We start from the raw sequence: 16,269 nt of genomic DNA, 5'->3' as shown, positions 1-16,269 counted from the left end.
AGCTATTGTGGAGAAGAACTTAGCGGGTATTAAAAATTCGCTTTAATCATTTTCCACAATAGCTTTTTGCTTTCTGCTCAAATCAATTTCCCCGTTCAAACATACGGGCTAGGTCAGTGAGTTTGAAGGATATAAAGGTGAATTTGCCGCCGGGAGCCACATTGGGCATACTGCAGGCAAATAGTTCGTCGATGATATTCTGCATTTCGCGGGCGGCCAGTACTTTGCCGGCAGGAATGGCGTTGTTACGCGCCATAGAGCGAATGAGTTGTTCTCTCGGGTTGACTTTCAGCTCGTGACTGAAGTTTTTGAATTGTTCCAGCAGGTTTTCTATCGTAGCCTGGTTGTTGTTATTCTGGATGTCGGCCGGTGTACCGCGAACGACAAAGGTATTGTTGCCAAAAGGCTCCAGGTCATAGCCCAGCGTTTGCAGGTCGCCCAGCATTTCACTGATCAGGGCTGCATCCGCGGGAGGCAGTTGCAGGGTTTGCGGGAACAGGCTCTGCTGGGTGGCCATGGGTGCTTCCACTAATGCGCGCTGGTAGCGTTCATACAGGATTCTTTCATGAGCCGCCTGTTGGTCTATTAATATAAAGCCTGATTTGATCTGTGATAAAATGTACTGTTGCTGTATCTGTACCGGTACTTTCTGATCTTTCGGCGTATCCTGCCAGCGTTCATCGATAACGGAGGCCGTAGCGTGAGGCTGGCTTTCATAGGTTACTGCTGGCCGGGTTTCTGGTTCCGGTTCCACTGTATAAGCGCTGGTAGTGTAGTTGTCGCTGCTGCCGGAAGTTTCGTATAGGTCTTTCCAGTGCTTCAGGTTGCTACTATTGCTGCTTTTATCGATCATATGGGCCTGGTTGGCCTGTGTAAAGGATTTATACAGGGAGCTTTGCGTCGACTCTTGCTGTTGCTGTGCAGTAAACGGTTTGCTTACGGCATCCAGCGCCTGGATGCTGGGGTCGAGGTCAAAGTCCAGCGTAGCGGTGATACTAAACTGGGCCAGGGAGTGTTTCACGGCCGACTGAACAAAGGCGTACATCAGTTTTTCATCATCAAACTTGATTTCCTGTTTGGTGGGATGTACGTTGATGTCCACATGTTCCGGATTTACGTCAATAAACAATACATAGAGTGGAAAGCTATCTGCCGGGATAATATCGGCAAACGCGTTCATGACTGCATGATTGAGGTAGGAGCTTTTAATAAAGCGGTTATTGACGAAAAAGAACTGATCGCCCCGGGTTTTTTTAGCGGTTTCAGGTTTTCCTACAAATCCGTACACATTCATGTAGTCGGTAGTTTCCTTTACGCTCACCAGGCGGGCATTATAATGTTGTCCCAGGATGGCAACGATACGTTGTTTAAGGGATCCTTTCTCGAGGTGGAACAGCTGTTGATTATTGCTGGTGAGGGAAAATTGCAGTTGCGGGAAAGCCATAGCTACCCGGATAAACTCATCTACAATATGCCTCATTTCGGCCGCGTTGCTTTTGAGAAAGTTCCGGCGGGCGGGTACGTTAAAGAACAGGTTTTTCATGGCAATGCTGGTTCCTTCTGCCGTTTGACAGGGTTCCTGCTTTTGCACGAAGCTATTGTCTATTTCCACGTAGGTACCTACCTCAGAGCCCCGTTTACGAGTTTTGAGCTCCACTTGGGATACTGCGGCAATAGAAGCGAGGGCTTCACCCCGGAATCCCATGGTAGTGATCTGGAAAAGATCATCGATGGATTGTATTTTTGAGGTAGCATGGCGTTCGAAGCACATACGGGCATCTGTTTCGCTCATACCGCCACCGTTATCAATTACCTGCACTAACTCTTTGCCTGCATCTTTTATGATCAGCTGAATCTCGGTAGCCCCTGCGTCCACTGCATTTTCCAGTAATTCTTTTACCGCTGACGCCGGTCTTTGTATCACTTCTCCTGCAGCTATCTGGTTCGCTATATTGTCTGGTAATAAATTGATGATATCCGCCACTTACTAGCCTTTTGCTGTAAAGTTAACAATTTCTGTGCAGTTGCTCATCGGTGATTATCAGACAGTTTTAAACAAAAAACCCACTGTTTTGTGAAATACGCTATTGATTTGCAGGAAATAACAATCCATTATGCATATTCATACGTACTTTAATTAGGTAAAAAAAGACGAAGCAACAGACTGACAGCAATCGCAACGCTAGTGTTAATGAGAAGTTAACGAATCAAAACTTTACATATGTACCTATGGAAACTAATAATTTTGAAAATCTCTACCAAGGGGTACGAGCTGTACCTGCCTAAGTAACGGCGAAAAATAGAAATCAATGGAAGATGGAAAAAAGAAGGGAGACATTTACTCCCATACAGATGCCACTAAAGTCAATCTGACGGACGAACAATGGAGGGAACTATTGCCACAAGAGGTGTATAACATTGCCAGGGAGAAGGGAACGGAATGGGCTTTTACCGGAAAGTATTGGAGTAGTAAAGAAAGTGGGACCTATTACTGTGCGGCTTGCGGGAATCCTTTATTCGTATCTGACGCCAAATTTGAGAGCACCTGCGGATGGCCTAGTTTCTTTCAGCCGCTTAACAAAACCAGTGTTATTTACGCCCCGGATAATACCCATGGCATGCACCGGACGGAGGTTTTATGCGGTCGTTGTCAATCGCACCTGGGACATGTGTTCGACGATGGTCCGCCACCCACAGGTCTCCGCTATTGTATTAATTCCGTGATTCTGGACTTTGAAAAAGCACAGGAAGCGAATGAGCGGTACGAGCAAAACAAAGCCAGCAATAATGAATTAGAGTAACCTGCATTCTTCTGCCTGATGCCAACGTGAGCTGTCGGTTGACAATAAAAAGATGTATTTTTATTATCATCAACCCCCGATAGTCATGAAAGTACTTAAAATACTCGCCTGGATTATAGGACTCATCCTGTTTATTGCTATTGTGTTGATCCTTTTTGCACCCACTGTGATGCATGTGGAGCGCAGCGTTGAAATCAATGCTCCTGCAAGCGTTGTATGGAATGATATTGTCAGATTCGAAAAGTTTAACGAATGGAGTGCCTGGAGACAGATGGATTCTACCGCCAAATATACCATCAGTGGAGATGATGGCACGGTAGGCGCCACCGATTCCTGGTCAGGTAAAAGAATAGGAGAGGGAAGATTACAACACCTGTCTCTAGAGCCTTATAAGGCGGTAACCCAGAAACTTACCTTTACGAGTCCTTTTAAGTCAGAGTCAGATGTATACTTCCAATTGTCTGAAGCAGCAGGGAAAACCAAGGTGATCTGGGGGTTCGATACACATTACGACCGACCCCAGAACGTGATGTCGCTTTTCATGAAAGGTGCGCTGGAGAAGGATTTTGACCAGGGATTACAACACCTGAAAAGCATGGCGGAAGCCGAGGTCAAAGGCCCCGGTACCCCTAACGGGATTGATGTCACCGTAAAAGAAATGAACTTCCCGGCCACTACCTATGCAGCCGTCAGGAAAACCATCCCGATGAGCAGGATTACCGACTATTACCGCCAGAACCTGGAAACGATCTACAAAGCTACCACCGCGGCCAATCTGCAGCCAGGGGTGCCTTGCGGCATTTTCTTCACCTGGGATCAAAAGCAGCACCAAACTGATATGGCAGTAGCGATTCCCGTACCAGAAGGCAGTAAACCGGGTAATGGCTTTGAAATTATCACCCTACCCGCGGCACAGGCAGCTTATGCGGATTATTTCGGACCGTATAGTAAAGTAGCCAATGCACACGTGGCTATTCAAAAGTTTATTACGGATAAAGGCAGAAAAATTGTTCCTCCCACAATAGAGATGTATCTGACAGATCCAGGCAAGGAAAAGGATAGTAGCAAATGGCTGACGAAGGTCATTTACTTTATGCAGTAATTATCCGGAGAAAGAAGCGTAAGCAGTTGACAGTCAAAAAGAAAGCTATTTTCCAAGGGTGTTGGCGTACCCTGTTGGCTCAAACTCAATAATCTCATAAAGGGCCAGCTGGTATTTTTCCAACGGATCTTCACTCATAATTTCCTCTACCTCTCTACGACTGGACGCATTACAGAGAATAACGGAGCCGGATCTGGGTTTTCTTCGGCCAGACAGAATAAAACGACCGCTGTCGTAGTGCTTTTGAAGGAACGCTGTGTGCGCCTCCATATAGTGCTCTATAGCGGCTACTGGCCGTATGTATTGCAGCATGATCAGGAACATAATGGTTTTTCTATGGTATTTAATAATAGTTTCATAGTTAGTAGCAAAGGTATAAACTTAAACAGTATTGAATTATTGTATGTCGAAAGGGAAAAATCAGACATATGTGCTACAAAAATATACGTACTTTTGCACGAATGAAATACCACGATGGTGGTAGTGTATTGTTAGCAACCCTTGTTGTTGCTCCGAATCAACTCTTAATTTTTATATCTTTTATGAAAAGAACAATTTCCAAAGTTTTGTTAACCGCTGTAGCTGCAGCGGTTATCCTGTCGTCCTGCTCCAAAAACCCCGAAGAGAGCCGGTATATTCCCAAGACAGCCGGTGTGGTGATTGACCTCAATGCCAAACAACTGACAACCAAACTGGTGACCAACGGGATCACTATGGATAAGCTGTTTGCCGCTGCCGACACCAAAGACACTGCCAATGAAGTAATGAAAGCATGGAAAGATGCCGAAAACTCCGGTATTGATCTCCAGAGCCACTTCTTTGCCTCCATCGTATTCCAGGGACAGGCCGCTGAGAAAAAATCATACGTGGCACTTACTGCCAGCCTGAAAGATGCCGACAAATTTGAGGCCTATCTCAAAAAAAATGTCGCTGACTTCTCCCTGAAAACGCAAAATGATTTCAAATATATCTGGGAAACCAAGCAACACGCAGTAATTGGCTGGAATAAATCAGCCGTTATCTATATCAGCGCTGTAGACCCGAACAACCTGGAGCAATACGCTCCCGGTGGCTCGAGCCAGCCCTCTCAAGATGAACCAATGGTGGATAGCGCTGTAGCAGTACCTGCTGCACTCAAAACCAATGATGACGACCCCACCATCAAAAATTGGGTGGCCGAAGTAGACCACCTTTTCCACCTTAAAAAGGAAGAATCTGCCGGTTCTATCGAACCATTTGCTAAACTGTTGAAAGAAAATGCAGATGCAGGCGTATTCGTAAATCCTGAAGCCATTTATAATAGCGGCCAGTTCACCATGATTCCGGCCAATGTGAAAAAGCTGATGGAAGGCACCTATTACACTGGTACCGTTAACTTCGAAAACGGTAAGATCCTTTTTAATGGCAACACCTTCATGGGTAAGGAAATTGCAGGCATCTACAAGAAATATGGTAAAAAAGAAATTGACCTGGACATGCTGAAGAAATATCCGGCTGAAAGCATTACCGGGTTTATCTCTTATGCCTTTGACTTCCGCATGATCGGCGAAATCATTAAAGCAACCGGCATGGACGGCGTAGTAAACATGGCCATCTCCGGTAAATCCGGGCTGAGCATGGACGATATCCTGAATGCTTTTGAAGGACAACTGGTATATGTTGCTTCTGACCTGGCTATCACCAAGAAAGAATCTGAATACATGCCCGGCGAATTCATAGAAAAACCTTCTGCCAAATGGATTTTTAGCCTTAAAGTGGGTAATAAAGATGCTTTCAATAAGGTAATGACTTCCCCCATGCTGAAAGAAGTATTTACCCGCGAAGGCGACCATTACGTGATTGCTAATCCTATGGCCGCCGCCACTATGCCACCGGTATCTATCACTGAAAAATTTGTGACAGTAGGTTCCGATAGCGCAGTATTACAACAATACCTCGGCGGCAAAGGCAGCGTGAAATTGCCAGAAGGCGTAGAAAGTAAAGTAAAAGGAAGCATGCTGGGTGGTTACGTAGACCTGGAAAAAGTGATCAGTATCGTTCCGGAAGACAAAGCGGAAGGCGATGAAAAAACAGTATTGCAGAAATCCAAAGCTTTGCTGAAAGACTTCACCGTAGTAAGCAAAGCTGATGGCGGCGATGTACAACATACAGAAGCAGTATTAACCTTCAAAAACAAAGATCAGAACAGTCTCGTGCAATTGGTGAACCTTGGTACAGAAGTAGCCAAGGTAATGAAGGAAAAGAAAGCGAAAGAAAAAGCATACGAAGACAGCCTGTTTGCCGCACCGGTAGACACAGCTACTGCTGTTTCTCCTAACTGATAACCAACGGATAAAGCTATAAAGGGCGCAGGGGAATTCATCCTCTGTGCCCTTATTTCTTACACGCCCGCGTGAAATTTATAAGTTATATTCGCTACCGTTAACAGTAATGCCACTATGCAGATTCAGCTTAATCACCTCATGCCCATTCCATTGCAGGATAAACTCCAGCAACGGTCGTCGGACATCTGGAACCGGGAGATCACTTTTCAGCAAGGCCGTTTTGTGAAGATAAAAGCACCTTCCGGTTCCGGCAAAACCACTTTGATTCATTACCTGTATCATATCCGCTACGATTACACCGGTCAGGTAGCGGTAAATGGCCAACCATGGCCCTCCTACAGTAAAAATGATATAGCCCGTATGCGGCAGCAGGAGCTAAGCGTAATTTTCCAGGACCTGCGGTTGTTTGAACAGCTTACCGCCCGTGAAAATATAGCACTCAAGAACGTGATGCAGGGCAAACCGTATTACCCTCCTGAAAAAATAGCCGATATGGCTGCCCGCCTCAATGTATCGCATATACTGGAACAAAGCGGCAAAACGCTTTCCTATGGCGAACGGCAGCGGATCGCGATCATCCGGGCACTGGTACAACCCTTCCAGTGGCTGCTGATGGATGAACCCTTCAGTCACCTCGACGAAGAGAACACACAACGTGCCGCTGCCCTCATTGCAGAAGAATGCAAAACCCGTAACGCGGGATTCATTTTAACCGACCTGGATAATGACCAGCACTTCGCCTACGATGTGCATTACCACCTTTAATGTTGTTTCATGCATCCTTTTTTCGATTTACTTAAGAAGATCATCCAAACGGGAGTGGGTAAAACCCGGTTTTTAATGGCAGCTGTGGGGCTGGGCATCGCTATGTTATTGATCCTGATAGCTATACAAGCTCATACCAATTTCAGTCAGCTCCTGTATAGCAGCAAAAACCAAAACGAAACAGCCGATTTCCTTGTTATTAATAAAACCATCACCAACGACATGATGGGACAATCGGCCAAGAGCATTTTTACCCCCGAAGAAATTATCAATATCCGGAAACAACCATTCGTACAGGCTTTTGGGTTAGTGACCTCCAGCCAGTATAAAGTGGTGATTCAGGCGCCCGGCGATCTGCATTTTGCCACCGACATGTTTTTTGAAGCAGTACCCGACAGCTTCCTAGATGTGAAAAATGAAGACTGGAAATGGAATGAGGGAGATAGAACGATTCCTATTATCCTGCCTAACGATTTTTTGAACCTCTATAATTTCGGTTTTTCCCTCAGCCAGGACCTGCCGCAGATATCCCAGGAAACAGTGAAAGCGCTGCCTCTGCAGGTAAACATTTCCAATAACCAGGTATCGGACCAGTATATGGGACATGTAGTGGGCTTTTCAGACCGTATCTCTTCTTTCCTGGTGCCGGCCTCCTTTATGGCCTGGGCCAACCAGAAGTATGGTACCGCTACTACCAAGGGTACCTCCCGCGTGATTATCAAAACCCCCGATCCATCTAATCCAACGCTGGTAAAGTTCCTGGAAGATAATGGTTATACCACCAACCAGGATAAACTGAAGTTCAGTAAAACCAGGATGATTGTACAAACCATTGTGTCAGTAGTAGGGTTCTTTGGCCTGATCTTGTTATGCTTTGCCCTCTTGGTTTTCAGCATGTTCATTCAATTGGTGATTGCCTCCTGTAAGCGGGAAATCCAGCTATTGGTGATATTGGGTACGGCGCCTCAGCAACTGCAGCGTTATTTGCTTAAACAATTTGTGCCCCTGTATATCGTGGTGGGACTGCTGTCGTTACTGCTCGTGGCGGTATTACAATACTGGACTGCCGCTATACTGGCCACGCACCAGATGTTGATCACTCCATGGCCGGGAGTACTTGTTTTTGCTGGTATGGCGCTGGTATTGGCGTTGGTATACGTGGTCAACTGGCTGACAGTGAAGAAGTATGTCAACAATATTTAAGCTTCTTCTTTGGAAGCCTGGTAAGGCTGGATAAAAGTAGTTTTACCCCGTTCGGATGTTAATAAATAAGGTATCCAGATGGCCATACGCAACAATGGCCATAGGATAGAATTCAGGCTGAGCATAGAACTGGGCTGTCCTTCGTGGAAATAATAGCTATTCACCGCGTTATCTGCATAGATAAAAAGAATACAAATAAAATAGTAGGTGGCCAGTGCGAAAGGAAAAGTATCCCGCCTGTTAAAGAACAACACGGCCAGCAATACGCTATAGCACAGGAGGAAGACATTGAGAATCATCTCCAGGATCAGGAAAAGCTCCACCAGGGTAATGTTTCCCAGGTCTTTCCTGCCGGTAATAGTTATCCAGTACTGGTAATTGAATACCGGCATTTTACAGAGACTCATTAATTCTCCCATAGGTGTGAAAAGTAGTCCTATGGCCAGAAGGGCAAGTCCGCCTCCAATAGGAACGGGTTCCGCTTGTTGGCGGCGGGGTAAGATGGAATAACGGTATGCCACATACGCCAGCAGGGAAAATATGATCGCAAATATCAGTGCCAGCGTAATGGCGAGCCAGTTGCCTGGCACTCCCGGGTGAGGCGCCGGGGTAAAGTCTGGTTTCCACGTAAGATCCAGGGAGCTGGTTTCATTGATGATTTTCAGGTCTTTTATATACTGTGGAATAAATTTTACCGGAATATGATTGCTGAAAGTTTTAAAATGGTAGGATAAGGTAAGCAGCTGTTCATTTTTTTCCGCAGTATAATCAAACTGGTAGTATTCATTAGTGATATGCACCGGATCCTGGTCTAATGACCATTCAACAGGTGTGTGCATAACAATCTGGTAGTCGAGGTCGTACGGATAGCGGAGGCTAACCGGCACTTTGCGCTGTGTATCGGTGATATAGGATAATATATCATAAAGAGATTGGGCATTGGCAGTAAACAACAGTTTATTGCTGCTGCTGTCTTTCTTCCAGGGGTGATGCATCTGGTAGCTTTCCTTAACGCGTATGGTGTTGCTGTTGGCGCTGTCCTGTACGGTGATAGAATCTTTAATGATCACATCTCCATATAACTTCTTGTAATAGTTGAGATACGATTTTTCTTTATCCTTCATGCTGGTACCGGCCAGGTCGGCGCGCTGTGCATCAGCTTCATCCCGTTGATAGGTAGTTATCACGTCTAGTTGCCCATCTTTATTTTCATTGTCTGGCAGCTGAAAGGTTTCCCGCACGGTAATGTGTCCGCGAGTGGTAAGTGGTATGGGGCTGAGATGTGTTGTTGTATCAGTGATAACCAGTGCTTGCTGGTAATTAGGTTCGCAGAAGTCGGACAGTCTGCCGCGTTGGTAAGACATGGTACCATCCAGCCAGTACGTTTTATGGTTAAGTATTACCTGTACAAGCACATGGTTAAAAGCATTGGGAGAAGGCAGCATTTCACTGACAGTACCTTTCAGATCGGTATTTACGTAAGCCATATTAGCAGTGATACCATATGCCTGCAGCAGAGTACAAAGCAGCAGGGCCTTGTCTTTGCAATCGCCAAACCGCTGAGATAGCACTCTGTCGGGGCTATTGGGGCGATGGGAGTATTCTCCCATTTCAATACCCATGTAACGAATATCGTCCTGAACAAAGCGGAGCGCCTGTAGCAGATAGTTGCCTTTATCTCCTTTAGCTGCTTTTTTAAGGGCTTCAATTTTATTGGACAGTGCAGGGCCGGGAGGAGTGGTGGTATTGATTTTCTGTCCCCAGTCGGCCACTTCTTTCCAGGAGGTATATTCGCTTATCTGTACACGGGTGAATGGATTATACCAGGAAGGAACGTAACTGCTGTTATCTGCGTCCCGGATGTCTACCTTGTTCCATTCATACACATTGAGCCCATTCCATTTTTTCAATGCCGGAGCCACGGCATTGTTGTATAGCTTAATGCTGATGGGCCTGTCGGGCCTTACAATCAGGTTTTTATAATAGTTAACAATGGGCTCATAGGCCACAAAATAAATCCGGCTATCCAGCTTCCCCTGGAAAATGGGGTTGTCGCCGGAAATAGAGTAGGAGTATTCAATCTGGTCGCCTTTTCTCACGTCTTCCAGGATGAGGTAAGCGGTATAGGTACCGCTGTAAATGAACCTGGACAGTTCCTGTTCTTTTTGGAGCAACTTAAAAGCCGCGCCGGGCAGACGGTTAATCTCTTTCCCATTGCGGTGAATTACTATTTTATGGAAACTTAATTTTTCATATTGAGGGTCGTAGTCCACAGAAATTTCTGACCCATTTTGGATGCCTGCTTCTGAAATAATTTGCCGGATGAAGTGGTGGTAATGAGATTTCAATTCTACCTGCCTTTGTTCTTCCAGCAACAGCAGGTAATAGCCATCGCTGATATTTTTGGCATTAGGCTTTTGGGTAAGGTCGGGGGTATAAGGAACCAGCCAGGTGGGCGCGGCACTGGTATTTACTTTTTGCGCATAGGGGAAAAAGGGGATCAGTATCAATAATATTGATAATAGTTGCTTCATTGTCAGGGCTATGATAGGGCGCATACTAGTAGTAGTTGACACATTATACCGATCGACTAAACTATAGCTTGTACAGGGTAATAGATTATCTGGTTGAAATTACGGTTGTTTTCCGACAGTTAGCATATAAACTGCAAAAGAGGCCAGCCAATGTTCGCCTGCATAGCTGCCGCTGAATACCTGTTGGAGGCCGGCATCCATATGTTGCTGAGCCAATTCCAGGACTGCGGATTTGTTGTTGCCGGTGTAGGAGGCAATGGCCTGCAAGCACCAGGTGCGGCTGAGGTTTAGTCCATTAAGGTGAACGAGCTTGCCATCTGTATGGTCTTTTACTTTGGCTACCTGTAGGATATCAATCTTCTTTTCGAATAATCCGGGTAAAAATGCGTGCAACCATTTACGATAGTCGTCGGCTGGCATTACGCGTCTCATCAGGTCGGCTTCTTCCAGGCTGGGCGACAGGAAGTCGTATCCTCCCGGTTCCCAGGCAACCGGCGCATTTTTGTCGGCCGCATAAAATCGCATGGCAGCATTATGTATCGCCTGCTGCAGGGCGGCATCTTTGGTGGTAATGGAGTAATCCCAGGCCAGGCACAAGCCGAAGGCCAGGTTGGTATGTTCGCCTACCCGGATCGGGTACATAATTTTATCGAGGAATTGTACGTAGGCGGCAGAAAACTGCGAGGCCAGCGGCTGCAGGTTTTGACTGAGCGACTTACCCAGGGGATCGTTCCAGGTGAGCAGTTCATTTTGCAGTTGGAGCAGCCAGCTCCATCCATAGATGCGCTCAAAGCTTTTGTTTTCCGGGTTGCTGAACAGCTGTTGTTCAATTTTTATATTTTCGGCAGATAAATGCGCCGCCAGCTTGCCTCTGATGTAGTCAGCCTTTGCCAGGTCGGGATATATTTTCAAGAGGCGTACCAACATCCAGTGACCGTGTACACTACTATGCCAGTCGAAGCAGCCATAAAACGCCGGGTGATAATTTTTGGGCGCCGTCAGCAGTGAGCTGTCGGTAAACACAACCCCCGTTTTGTACGGGAATTCCAGGTCCAGGCATTTCAGTGGTAATGCTGCCAGCTTATTGGCTATTTCCAATGTCAGGTGCGGACGCCGGACCGGACCGGGATTGTTAGGTACCTGTGCGCTCATGGCAAATGATGTAAATACGATAATAGACAATTGGCTTAGAAATTTCACGGCAGGAAAATATTTTTATCTGTTAAATAACAACTTTACGTAAAACATAGGTTGTCCCAGCTTTTTACGAAGGTCAACCTCATGAAACATGCACGACATCAGGTCTTTCAGCTGCTTGTTCCGGGAGCCCATTTTCATAAGGATATTGAACAACCAGGGATATTTAATGAGCTTCTGTAGCTTCGTGCTTACTTGTAGTTCCGGTCCCAGCACACGGTATACGTCGTTGTCGTAAGCCTCCAGGAATTTGTCAGAGAAATCGTTGGCAGCTATGGCGGCCGCCGCTTGTTGGGCTGCAAACCTGCCGGAATAGAGCGCGTTGCCTATGCCTTCTCCGGTAAAAGGATCTATAAGATAACCAGCATCACCTACCAGCATATAGCGTTCGCCGCGTAATTTTCTTTTTTTACTGCCCAGGGGAAGACCATATCCATCTATGGTGCCTACCAGTTCCGCGTTCTTAAAGCGTTCTTTCATAACGGGGTCGGTAGTCAGCGTATCCAGCATCAGCTGTTTGAGGTTTACCTTATTATTACGGGCAGAGGTGCTAAGCATTCCTACGCCTACATTGGCTTCGCCATTGGGAAGCGGGAAAATCCAAAGGTAGCCCGGCAACATGTTTTTCAGGAAGTGCAGCTCTATGAAGGCATCGGTGTGTAAGCCGGTAATGCCTTTATAATAAGCGCGGATGCCGGCCACATAGTGTTCCGGTTCCATTTTGATGCCGGCCACGTCCTTGGTAAACGCGGAATGGGCGCCATTGGCTACAATCACCAGGTCGGCTTTTACCTGGAAAGATCCGTCTTTGTTAGACAGGTAATAACCATCTGGTTTCAGCTCGTATTTATCGATGCTAACTCCTTCGAATAAACGGATTTCCGGGCGGCGTTTCAGTTCATCCACCAGGAAATTATCAAAGTCAATGCGTTTGCAAACGAAACCACGGGGATTGCTCTTATCCTCCTGGTAATTGAGACGGTAGGGGATATCTATCCCGATCCGGTTGGGGGCTACAAAGGTAACTCCCCAGCTGTCTTTTTTAAATAGGGCTTGCTGGAGGCGTTCGCCGATACCCTTATCAATACGTTCCAATAAGGTGAGCACCTTGCCGCTTAATCCGTCTCCACATACTTTATCTCTTGGGAATACCGCCTTATCCACCACTATACATTCAATACCGAGTTGAGCTAATTGCAATGCAGCGGTAGCGCCACCTGGGCCCGCACCTATGATACAAACTTTTGTTTCCATTATTGCTATTAATAACTTTTACGCGGAGGTAAGATACGCAATTGTTAATTCTACTGTTTCGTATAAGCATTAATGATAATATTATTCTGGCTGAAAAGCGGATTGGCGGCGGATATTGCGGCTTAAATTTCATTACAGCAACCGGAACGCTTATATTTGCCGTTCTTAAAACACACGAAACATGTTTGGTGATTTATTTGGAAAGCTGACGCAGATCAAGCAAAAAATGGCGGAAGGAAAAGAGCGTTTGGCTACAGTAACTTTATCCGGAGAGGCCGGAAATGGCGCGGTAAAAGTAACCGTTGACGGCAACCGCCAGGTTAAAACAATTGATATTGCTGCCCATCTCCTGACCCCCGAAAACAAGGAAGAGATGGAAGACCTGTTGCTGTCTGCGTTAAACCGTGCATTGAAAGATGGGGAAGCTGCCTGGGAAGCTGAAATGAAAAATGCCGCTGGCGGTATGCTGGGTGGTTTGATGTAATAAATTTTTCTGCAGGGAAAGCGCAGGGATGCCTTAGGTGTCCCTGCGCTTTTTTTGTGTTTGTAAGATACGAATGTCGTTGATTTCTATATAGATAGGATTAAAGAGAAAAAATTTCCGTTTTGGATAGATCTTTTTCCCGATCCGACAGCTTAATACCCCGCACGCATAGTTCCTTTGCAGCTACGATCAACATAACATGAAAATTTTTTTCCGGCGCATTCATTTATACCTGGGTCTTACTGCAGGACTGGTCATTACCATCAGCTGTTTAACCGGCGCGTTACTAGTTTTTGAAAAAGAACTGACAGAAGCGTTTAACCATGACCGTTACTACGTTACTCCGGCCGGAGAGCGTTTATCGCTCGATAAAGTAGCTGCCCTGGTAAAGGAGCAGGTGCCTGGCGCCGGTATATCCCGTATGCAGATATTTGCAGACCCCGCCCGTACTATTCAAGTAACGCTGGAAGAAGGTAGAAAAGGAAGTAAGAAAGAAGCTGCCGGAGAGAAGAAAGGTCCGAAAGAGAATACCTCCCCGATGGGCAACGGTGAAAAAGCGCCCAAAAAAGGAAAAGGACGCATCGCGTTTGTAAACCCCTACACCGGTGAAATAGTTGAATTATACAGCTATTCAAAAACATTTTACTATAAAGTATTTTCCCTGCACCGTTGGTTGCTGGCAGGTGATACCGGGAAAGCAATTACCGGCGCGAGCACGTTAATATTTGTATTTATCCTCATCACTGGTATCATCCTGTGGTGGCCCAAGACCAGGAATATCTTTAAACAACGGATCAAGGTAAAATGGGATGGTGGCTGGAAACGGCTGAATCACGATCTACACATTGTGTTAGGGTTCTACGCTGCTATTTTCCTGTTTGTATCTGCCTTTACCGGCTTAACCTGGTCGTACGAATGGTTTAGCAACGGTCTTTATGCTGTATTGCATACTTCTCCCAAACCGGTGGCAGCCCCATCATCAGCGCCCGCAGAGATCATTAACAGTAAAAGCATAACTTTTGAAGCGGCATTAGCCAGCGTGCAACAAACCGCCCCGGGCGCTGTTTTTTATGCTCTTAGTGCGCCGAAAGACAGTACCGCCGCCTTTATGGTGAGCTTATTGCCAGCCCATACGCTCAATGAAGCGGCTACCACTACCTATTACCTCGACCAGTTCAATGGTAAGGTATTGAAATCTGAAACCTTTGCCCAGCGCAACCTCGGGCAGAAAGTACGTAGTACCATCAAGCCTTTACATACCGGCGCCATTTTCGGCACCGCTTCTAAAATATTTGCATTGATCATTGCCCTGCTGGGCGTTACCTTTCCCACTACCGGAACCATTATGTGGATTAACCGGACCCGGAAGAAGAAAAAGAGCGTAAAAGCTCCAGTGCGCGCGCGCGAAGCGGAGCCTGCACCGGCAGCATAATATTATTTATCGCATTGTAAAGTGGGTATACTCATTAAGAGGTTACCCATTTTTCATTTATGCCCCAGGTGACATAGACTCCCGTTTTTGAAAAAACCGTGCAAAAACGGAAGACTTTAAAAGGTTTAATGGTGTTGCCGGATTTAACGTTTCCTTTGCAAACCCCCGTCCCCGCTAAGTTTTAACATTCTATGTGAAGAATATGGAATAAGGTTTGGCATATGATAGGAAACGATGTATATGATTAATCAATATGAAGTACCAGCCTGTATTGAAGACACCATCCCGGCGTTGAGAAAGGCGTTACACCAGTTCCCTGCGGTTTTTCATATATACGATACAGTTAGCTGTCTGAGTGAATATACAGATCAACAATTGCGGGAGCAGAATTTTTCCGTAGCAGATAAATGTATGAAGCTGGCTGGCAAGTTATACGAACGAGGCAACGCGGTAGTCAGGGAATCCATCACCCGTGTTTTTTTACCAACAGTTTGCAGGGTGCCGCTTGCAGATGCTGCCAGTAAAATCCGGATGTATTCCCTTATCCCGGAAGTACTCTATCCTCTTTACATTCAATATCAACTTACAGATAATGGAAACAGATGAAGAAATTGTCGTCCGTTTGGCTACAGCCATAGACGTTGATTTTGCCCTGCCTATTGTGGCAGAAATGGAGGCATCCGCCCAGGCAAGGGGTACCGGTATCGCCAAAAGAGATCCTGCAATTATCAGGAAGAAAATCCTGGAAGGAAAAGCGGTCATCGCTTTTACGGCAGATGGTGTATGGGCGGGGTTTTCCTATATACAGCCCTGGGAAGAGGGCCGCTTTGTATCCAACAGTGGGTTAATCGTAGCGCCGGCTTTTCGTGGATTGAAAGTAGCGGCAGCTATTAAACGGAAAATATTCGAGTTGAGCAGAACCATGTATCCTGCCGCAAAAATATTCAGCATTACCACTGGCCTGGCCGTCATGAAAATGAATTCACGACTTGGTTTTGAACCGGTTACGTACGATCAGTTACCTCAGGAACCGCTTTTTTGGGAAGGATGTAAAAGTTGCGTAAACTACCCGATACTGGTGGCAAAAAATTACAAAAACTGTTTGTGTACCGCCATGTTGTTTCAGCCACAGGAAGCACTGGCTTAGGGAAGAGTTAGTGAATTTACAGCCAA

Annotated in this window: 14 protein-coding genes; 9 read left to right on the top strand and 5 right to left on the bottom strand. The window is 46.1% G+C overall.

Features of this window, described 5'->3' with window-relative positions:
* Positions 1–82 precede the first annotated feature (82 nt).
* On the bottom strand, positions 83–1,984 hold the full coding sequence (mutL, locus tag HGH90_RS30805; RefSeq protein WP_169192737.1) for a DNA mismatch repair endonuclease MutL: 1,902 nt from the start codon (positions 1,982–1,984) through the stop codon (positions 83–85).
* A 325-nt stretch (positions 1,985–2,309) separates the two neighbouring features.
* On the opposite strand from mutL, the gene msrB reads away from it, so the two are divergent.
* Complete coding sequence (gene msrB, locus HGH90_RS30800) at positions 2,310–2,801, top strand: peptide-methionine (R)-S-oxide reductase MsrB (RefSeq protein ID WP_169192736.1); 492 nt, start codon at positions 2,310–2,312, stop codon at positions 2,799–2,801.
* Positions 2,802–2,886: 85 nt separating this feature from the next.
* Positions 2,887–3,903 (top strand): SRPBCC family protein, encoded by a 1,017-nt coding sequence (locus HGH90_RS30795; protein ID WP_168765032.1) that lies wholly within the window; start codon positions 2,887–2,889, stop codon positions 3,901–3,903.
* Positions 3,904–3,948: 45 nt separating this feature from the next.
* Here HGH90_RS30795 and HGH90_RS30790 read toward each other — a convergent pair whose 3' ends face one another.
* Positions 3,949–4,227, bottom strand: a complete 279-nt coding sequence (locus tag HGH90_RS30790; RefSeq protein ID WP_168765033.1) for a YciI family protein — start codon at positions 4,225–4,227, stop codon at positions 3,949–3,951.
* Between the two features lie 218 nt (positions 4,228–4,445).
* Between HGH90_RS30790 and HGH90_RS30785 the strand changes: the two genes are divergently transcribed.
* The 3 genes from HGH90_RS30785 to HGH90_RS30775 all read left to right on the top strand — a co-directional run bounded on the left by HGH90_RS30785 (position 4,446) and on the right by HGH90_RS30775 (position 8,195).
* Positions 4,446–6,224 (top strand): DUF4836 family protein, encoded by a 1,779-nt coding sequence (locus HGH90_RS30785; protein WP_169192735.1) that lies wholly within the window; start codon positions 4,446–4,448, stop codon positions 6,222–6,224.
* Positions 6,225–6,341: 117 nt separating this feature from the next.
* On the top strand, positions 6,342–6,992 hold the full coding sequence (locus tag HGH90_RS30780; RefSeq protein WP_169192734.1) for an ATP-binding cassette domain-containing protein: 651 nt from the start codon (positions 6,342–6,344) through the stop codon (positions 6,990–6,992).
* A gap of 9 nt (positions 6,993–7,001) precedes the next feature.
* The gene (locus tag HGH90_RS30775; protein ID WP_168765036.1) at positions 7,002–8,195 is read left to right on the top strand and encodes a hypothetical protein; all 1,194 of its coding nucleotides are present in this window, start codon (positions 7,002–7,004) and stop codon (positions 8,193–8,195) included.
* On the opposite strand, the gene HGH90_RS30770 is transcribed toward HGH90_RS30775, so the two are convergent.
* From HGH90_RS30770 to HGH90_RS30760, 3 genes are all read right to left on the bottom strand, one after another.
* Positions 8,192–10,729 carry a DUF3857 domain-containing protein gene (locus tag HGH90_RS30770; protein ID WP_169192733.1) on the bottom strand — a complete coding sequence of 846 codons (2,538 nt, stop codon included), beginning with the start codon at positions 10,727–10,729 and terminating at the stop codon, positions 8,192–8,194. The genes HGH90_RS30775 and HGH90_RS30770 overlap by 4 nt on opposite strands.
* A 99-nt stretch (positions 10,730–10,828) precedes the next feature.
* Positions 10,829–11,929, bottom strand: a complete 1,101-nt coding sequence (locus tag HGH90_RS30765; RefSeq protein WP_317166196.1) for a DUF2891 domain-containing protein — start codon at positions 11,927–11,929, stop codon at positions 10,829–10,831.
* A gap of 15 nt (positions 11,930–11,944) precedes the next feature.
* Complete coding sequence (locus tag HGH90_RS30760; protein ID WP_211172714.1) at positions 11,945–13,180, bottom strand: NAD(P)/FAD-dependent oxidoreductase; 1,236 nt, start codon at positions 13,178–13,180, stop codon at positions 11,945–11,947.
* A 181-nt stretch (positions 13,181–13,361) separates the two neighbouring features.
* Here HGH90_RS30760 and HGH90_RS30755 point away from each other — a divergent pair, with 181 nt between their 5' ends.
* The 4 genes from HGH90_RS30755 to HGH90_RS30740 all read left to right on the top strand — a co-directional run bounded on the left by HGH90_RS30755 (position 13,362) and on the right by HGH90_RS30740 (position 16,243).
* Positions 13,362–13,664 (top strand): YbaB/EbfC family nucleoid-associated protein, encoded by a 303-nt coding sequence (locus HGH90_RS30755; protein WP_145661772.1) that lies wholly within the window; start codon positions 13,362–13,364, stop codon positions 13,662–13,664.
* A 199-nt stretch (positions 13,665–13,863) separates the two neighbouring features.
* Complete coding sequence (locus tag HGH90_RS30750) at positions 13,864–15,096, top strand: PepSY-associated TM helix domain-containing protein (RefSeq protein WP_169192732.1); 1,233 nt, start codon at positions 13,864–13,866, stop codon at positions 15,094–15,096.
* 240 nt (positions 15,097–15,336) lie between these two features.
* Positions 15,337–15,702 (top strand): hypothetical protein, encoded by a 366-nt coding sequence (locus HGH90_RS30745; RefSeq protein WP_168765039.1) that lies wholly within the window; start codon positions 15,337–15,339, stop codon positions 15,700–15,702.
* The gene (locus HGH90_RS30740; RefSeq protein ID WP_168765040.1) at positions 15,689–16,243 is read left to right on the top strand and encodes an N-acetyltransferase; all 555 of its coding nucleotides are present in this window, start codon (positions 15,689–15,691) and stop codon (positions 16,241–16,243) included. Before HGH90_RS30745 ends, HGH90_RS30740 begins: the two co-directional genes overlap by 14 nt.
* Positions 16,244–16,269: the final 26 nt, after the last annotated feature.

Source organism: Chitinophaga sp. Ak27, assembly GCF_012726295.1.
In the GTDB taxonomy this organism is placed as follows: Bacteria; Bacteroidota; Bacteroidia; order Chitinophagales; family Chitinophagaceae; genus Chitinophaga.
This window is presented reverse-complemented; position numbering and strand designations above follow the sequence as displayed.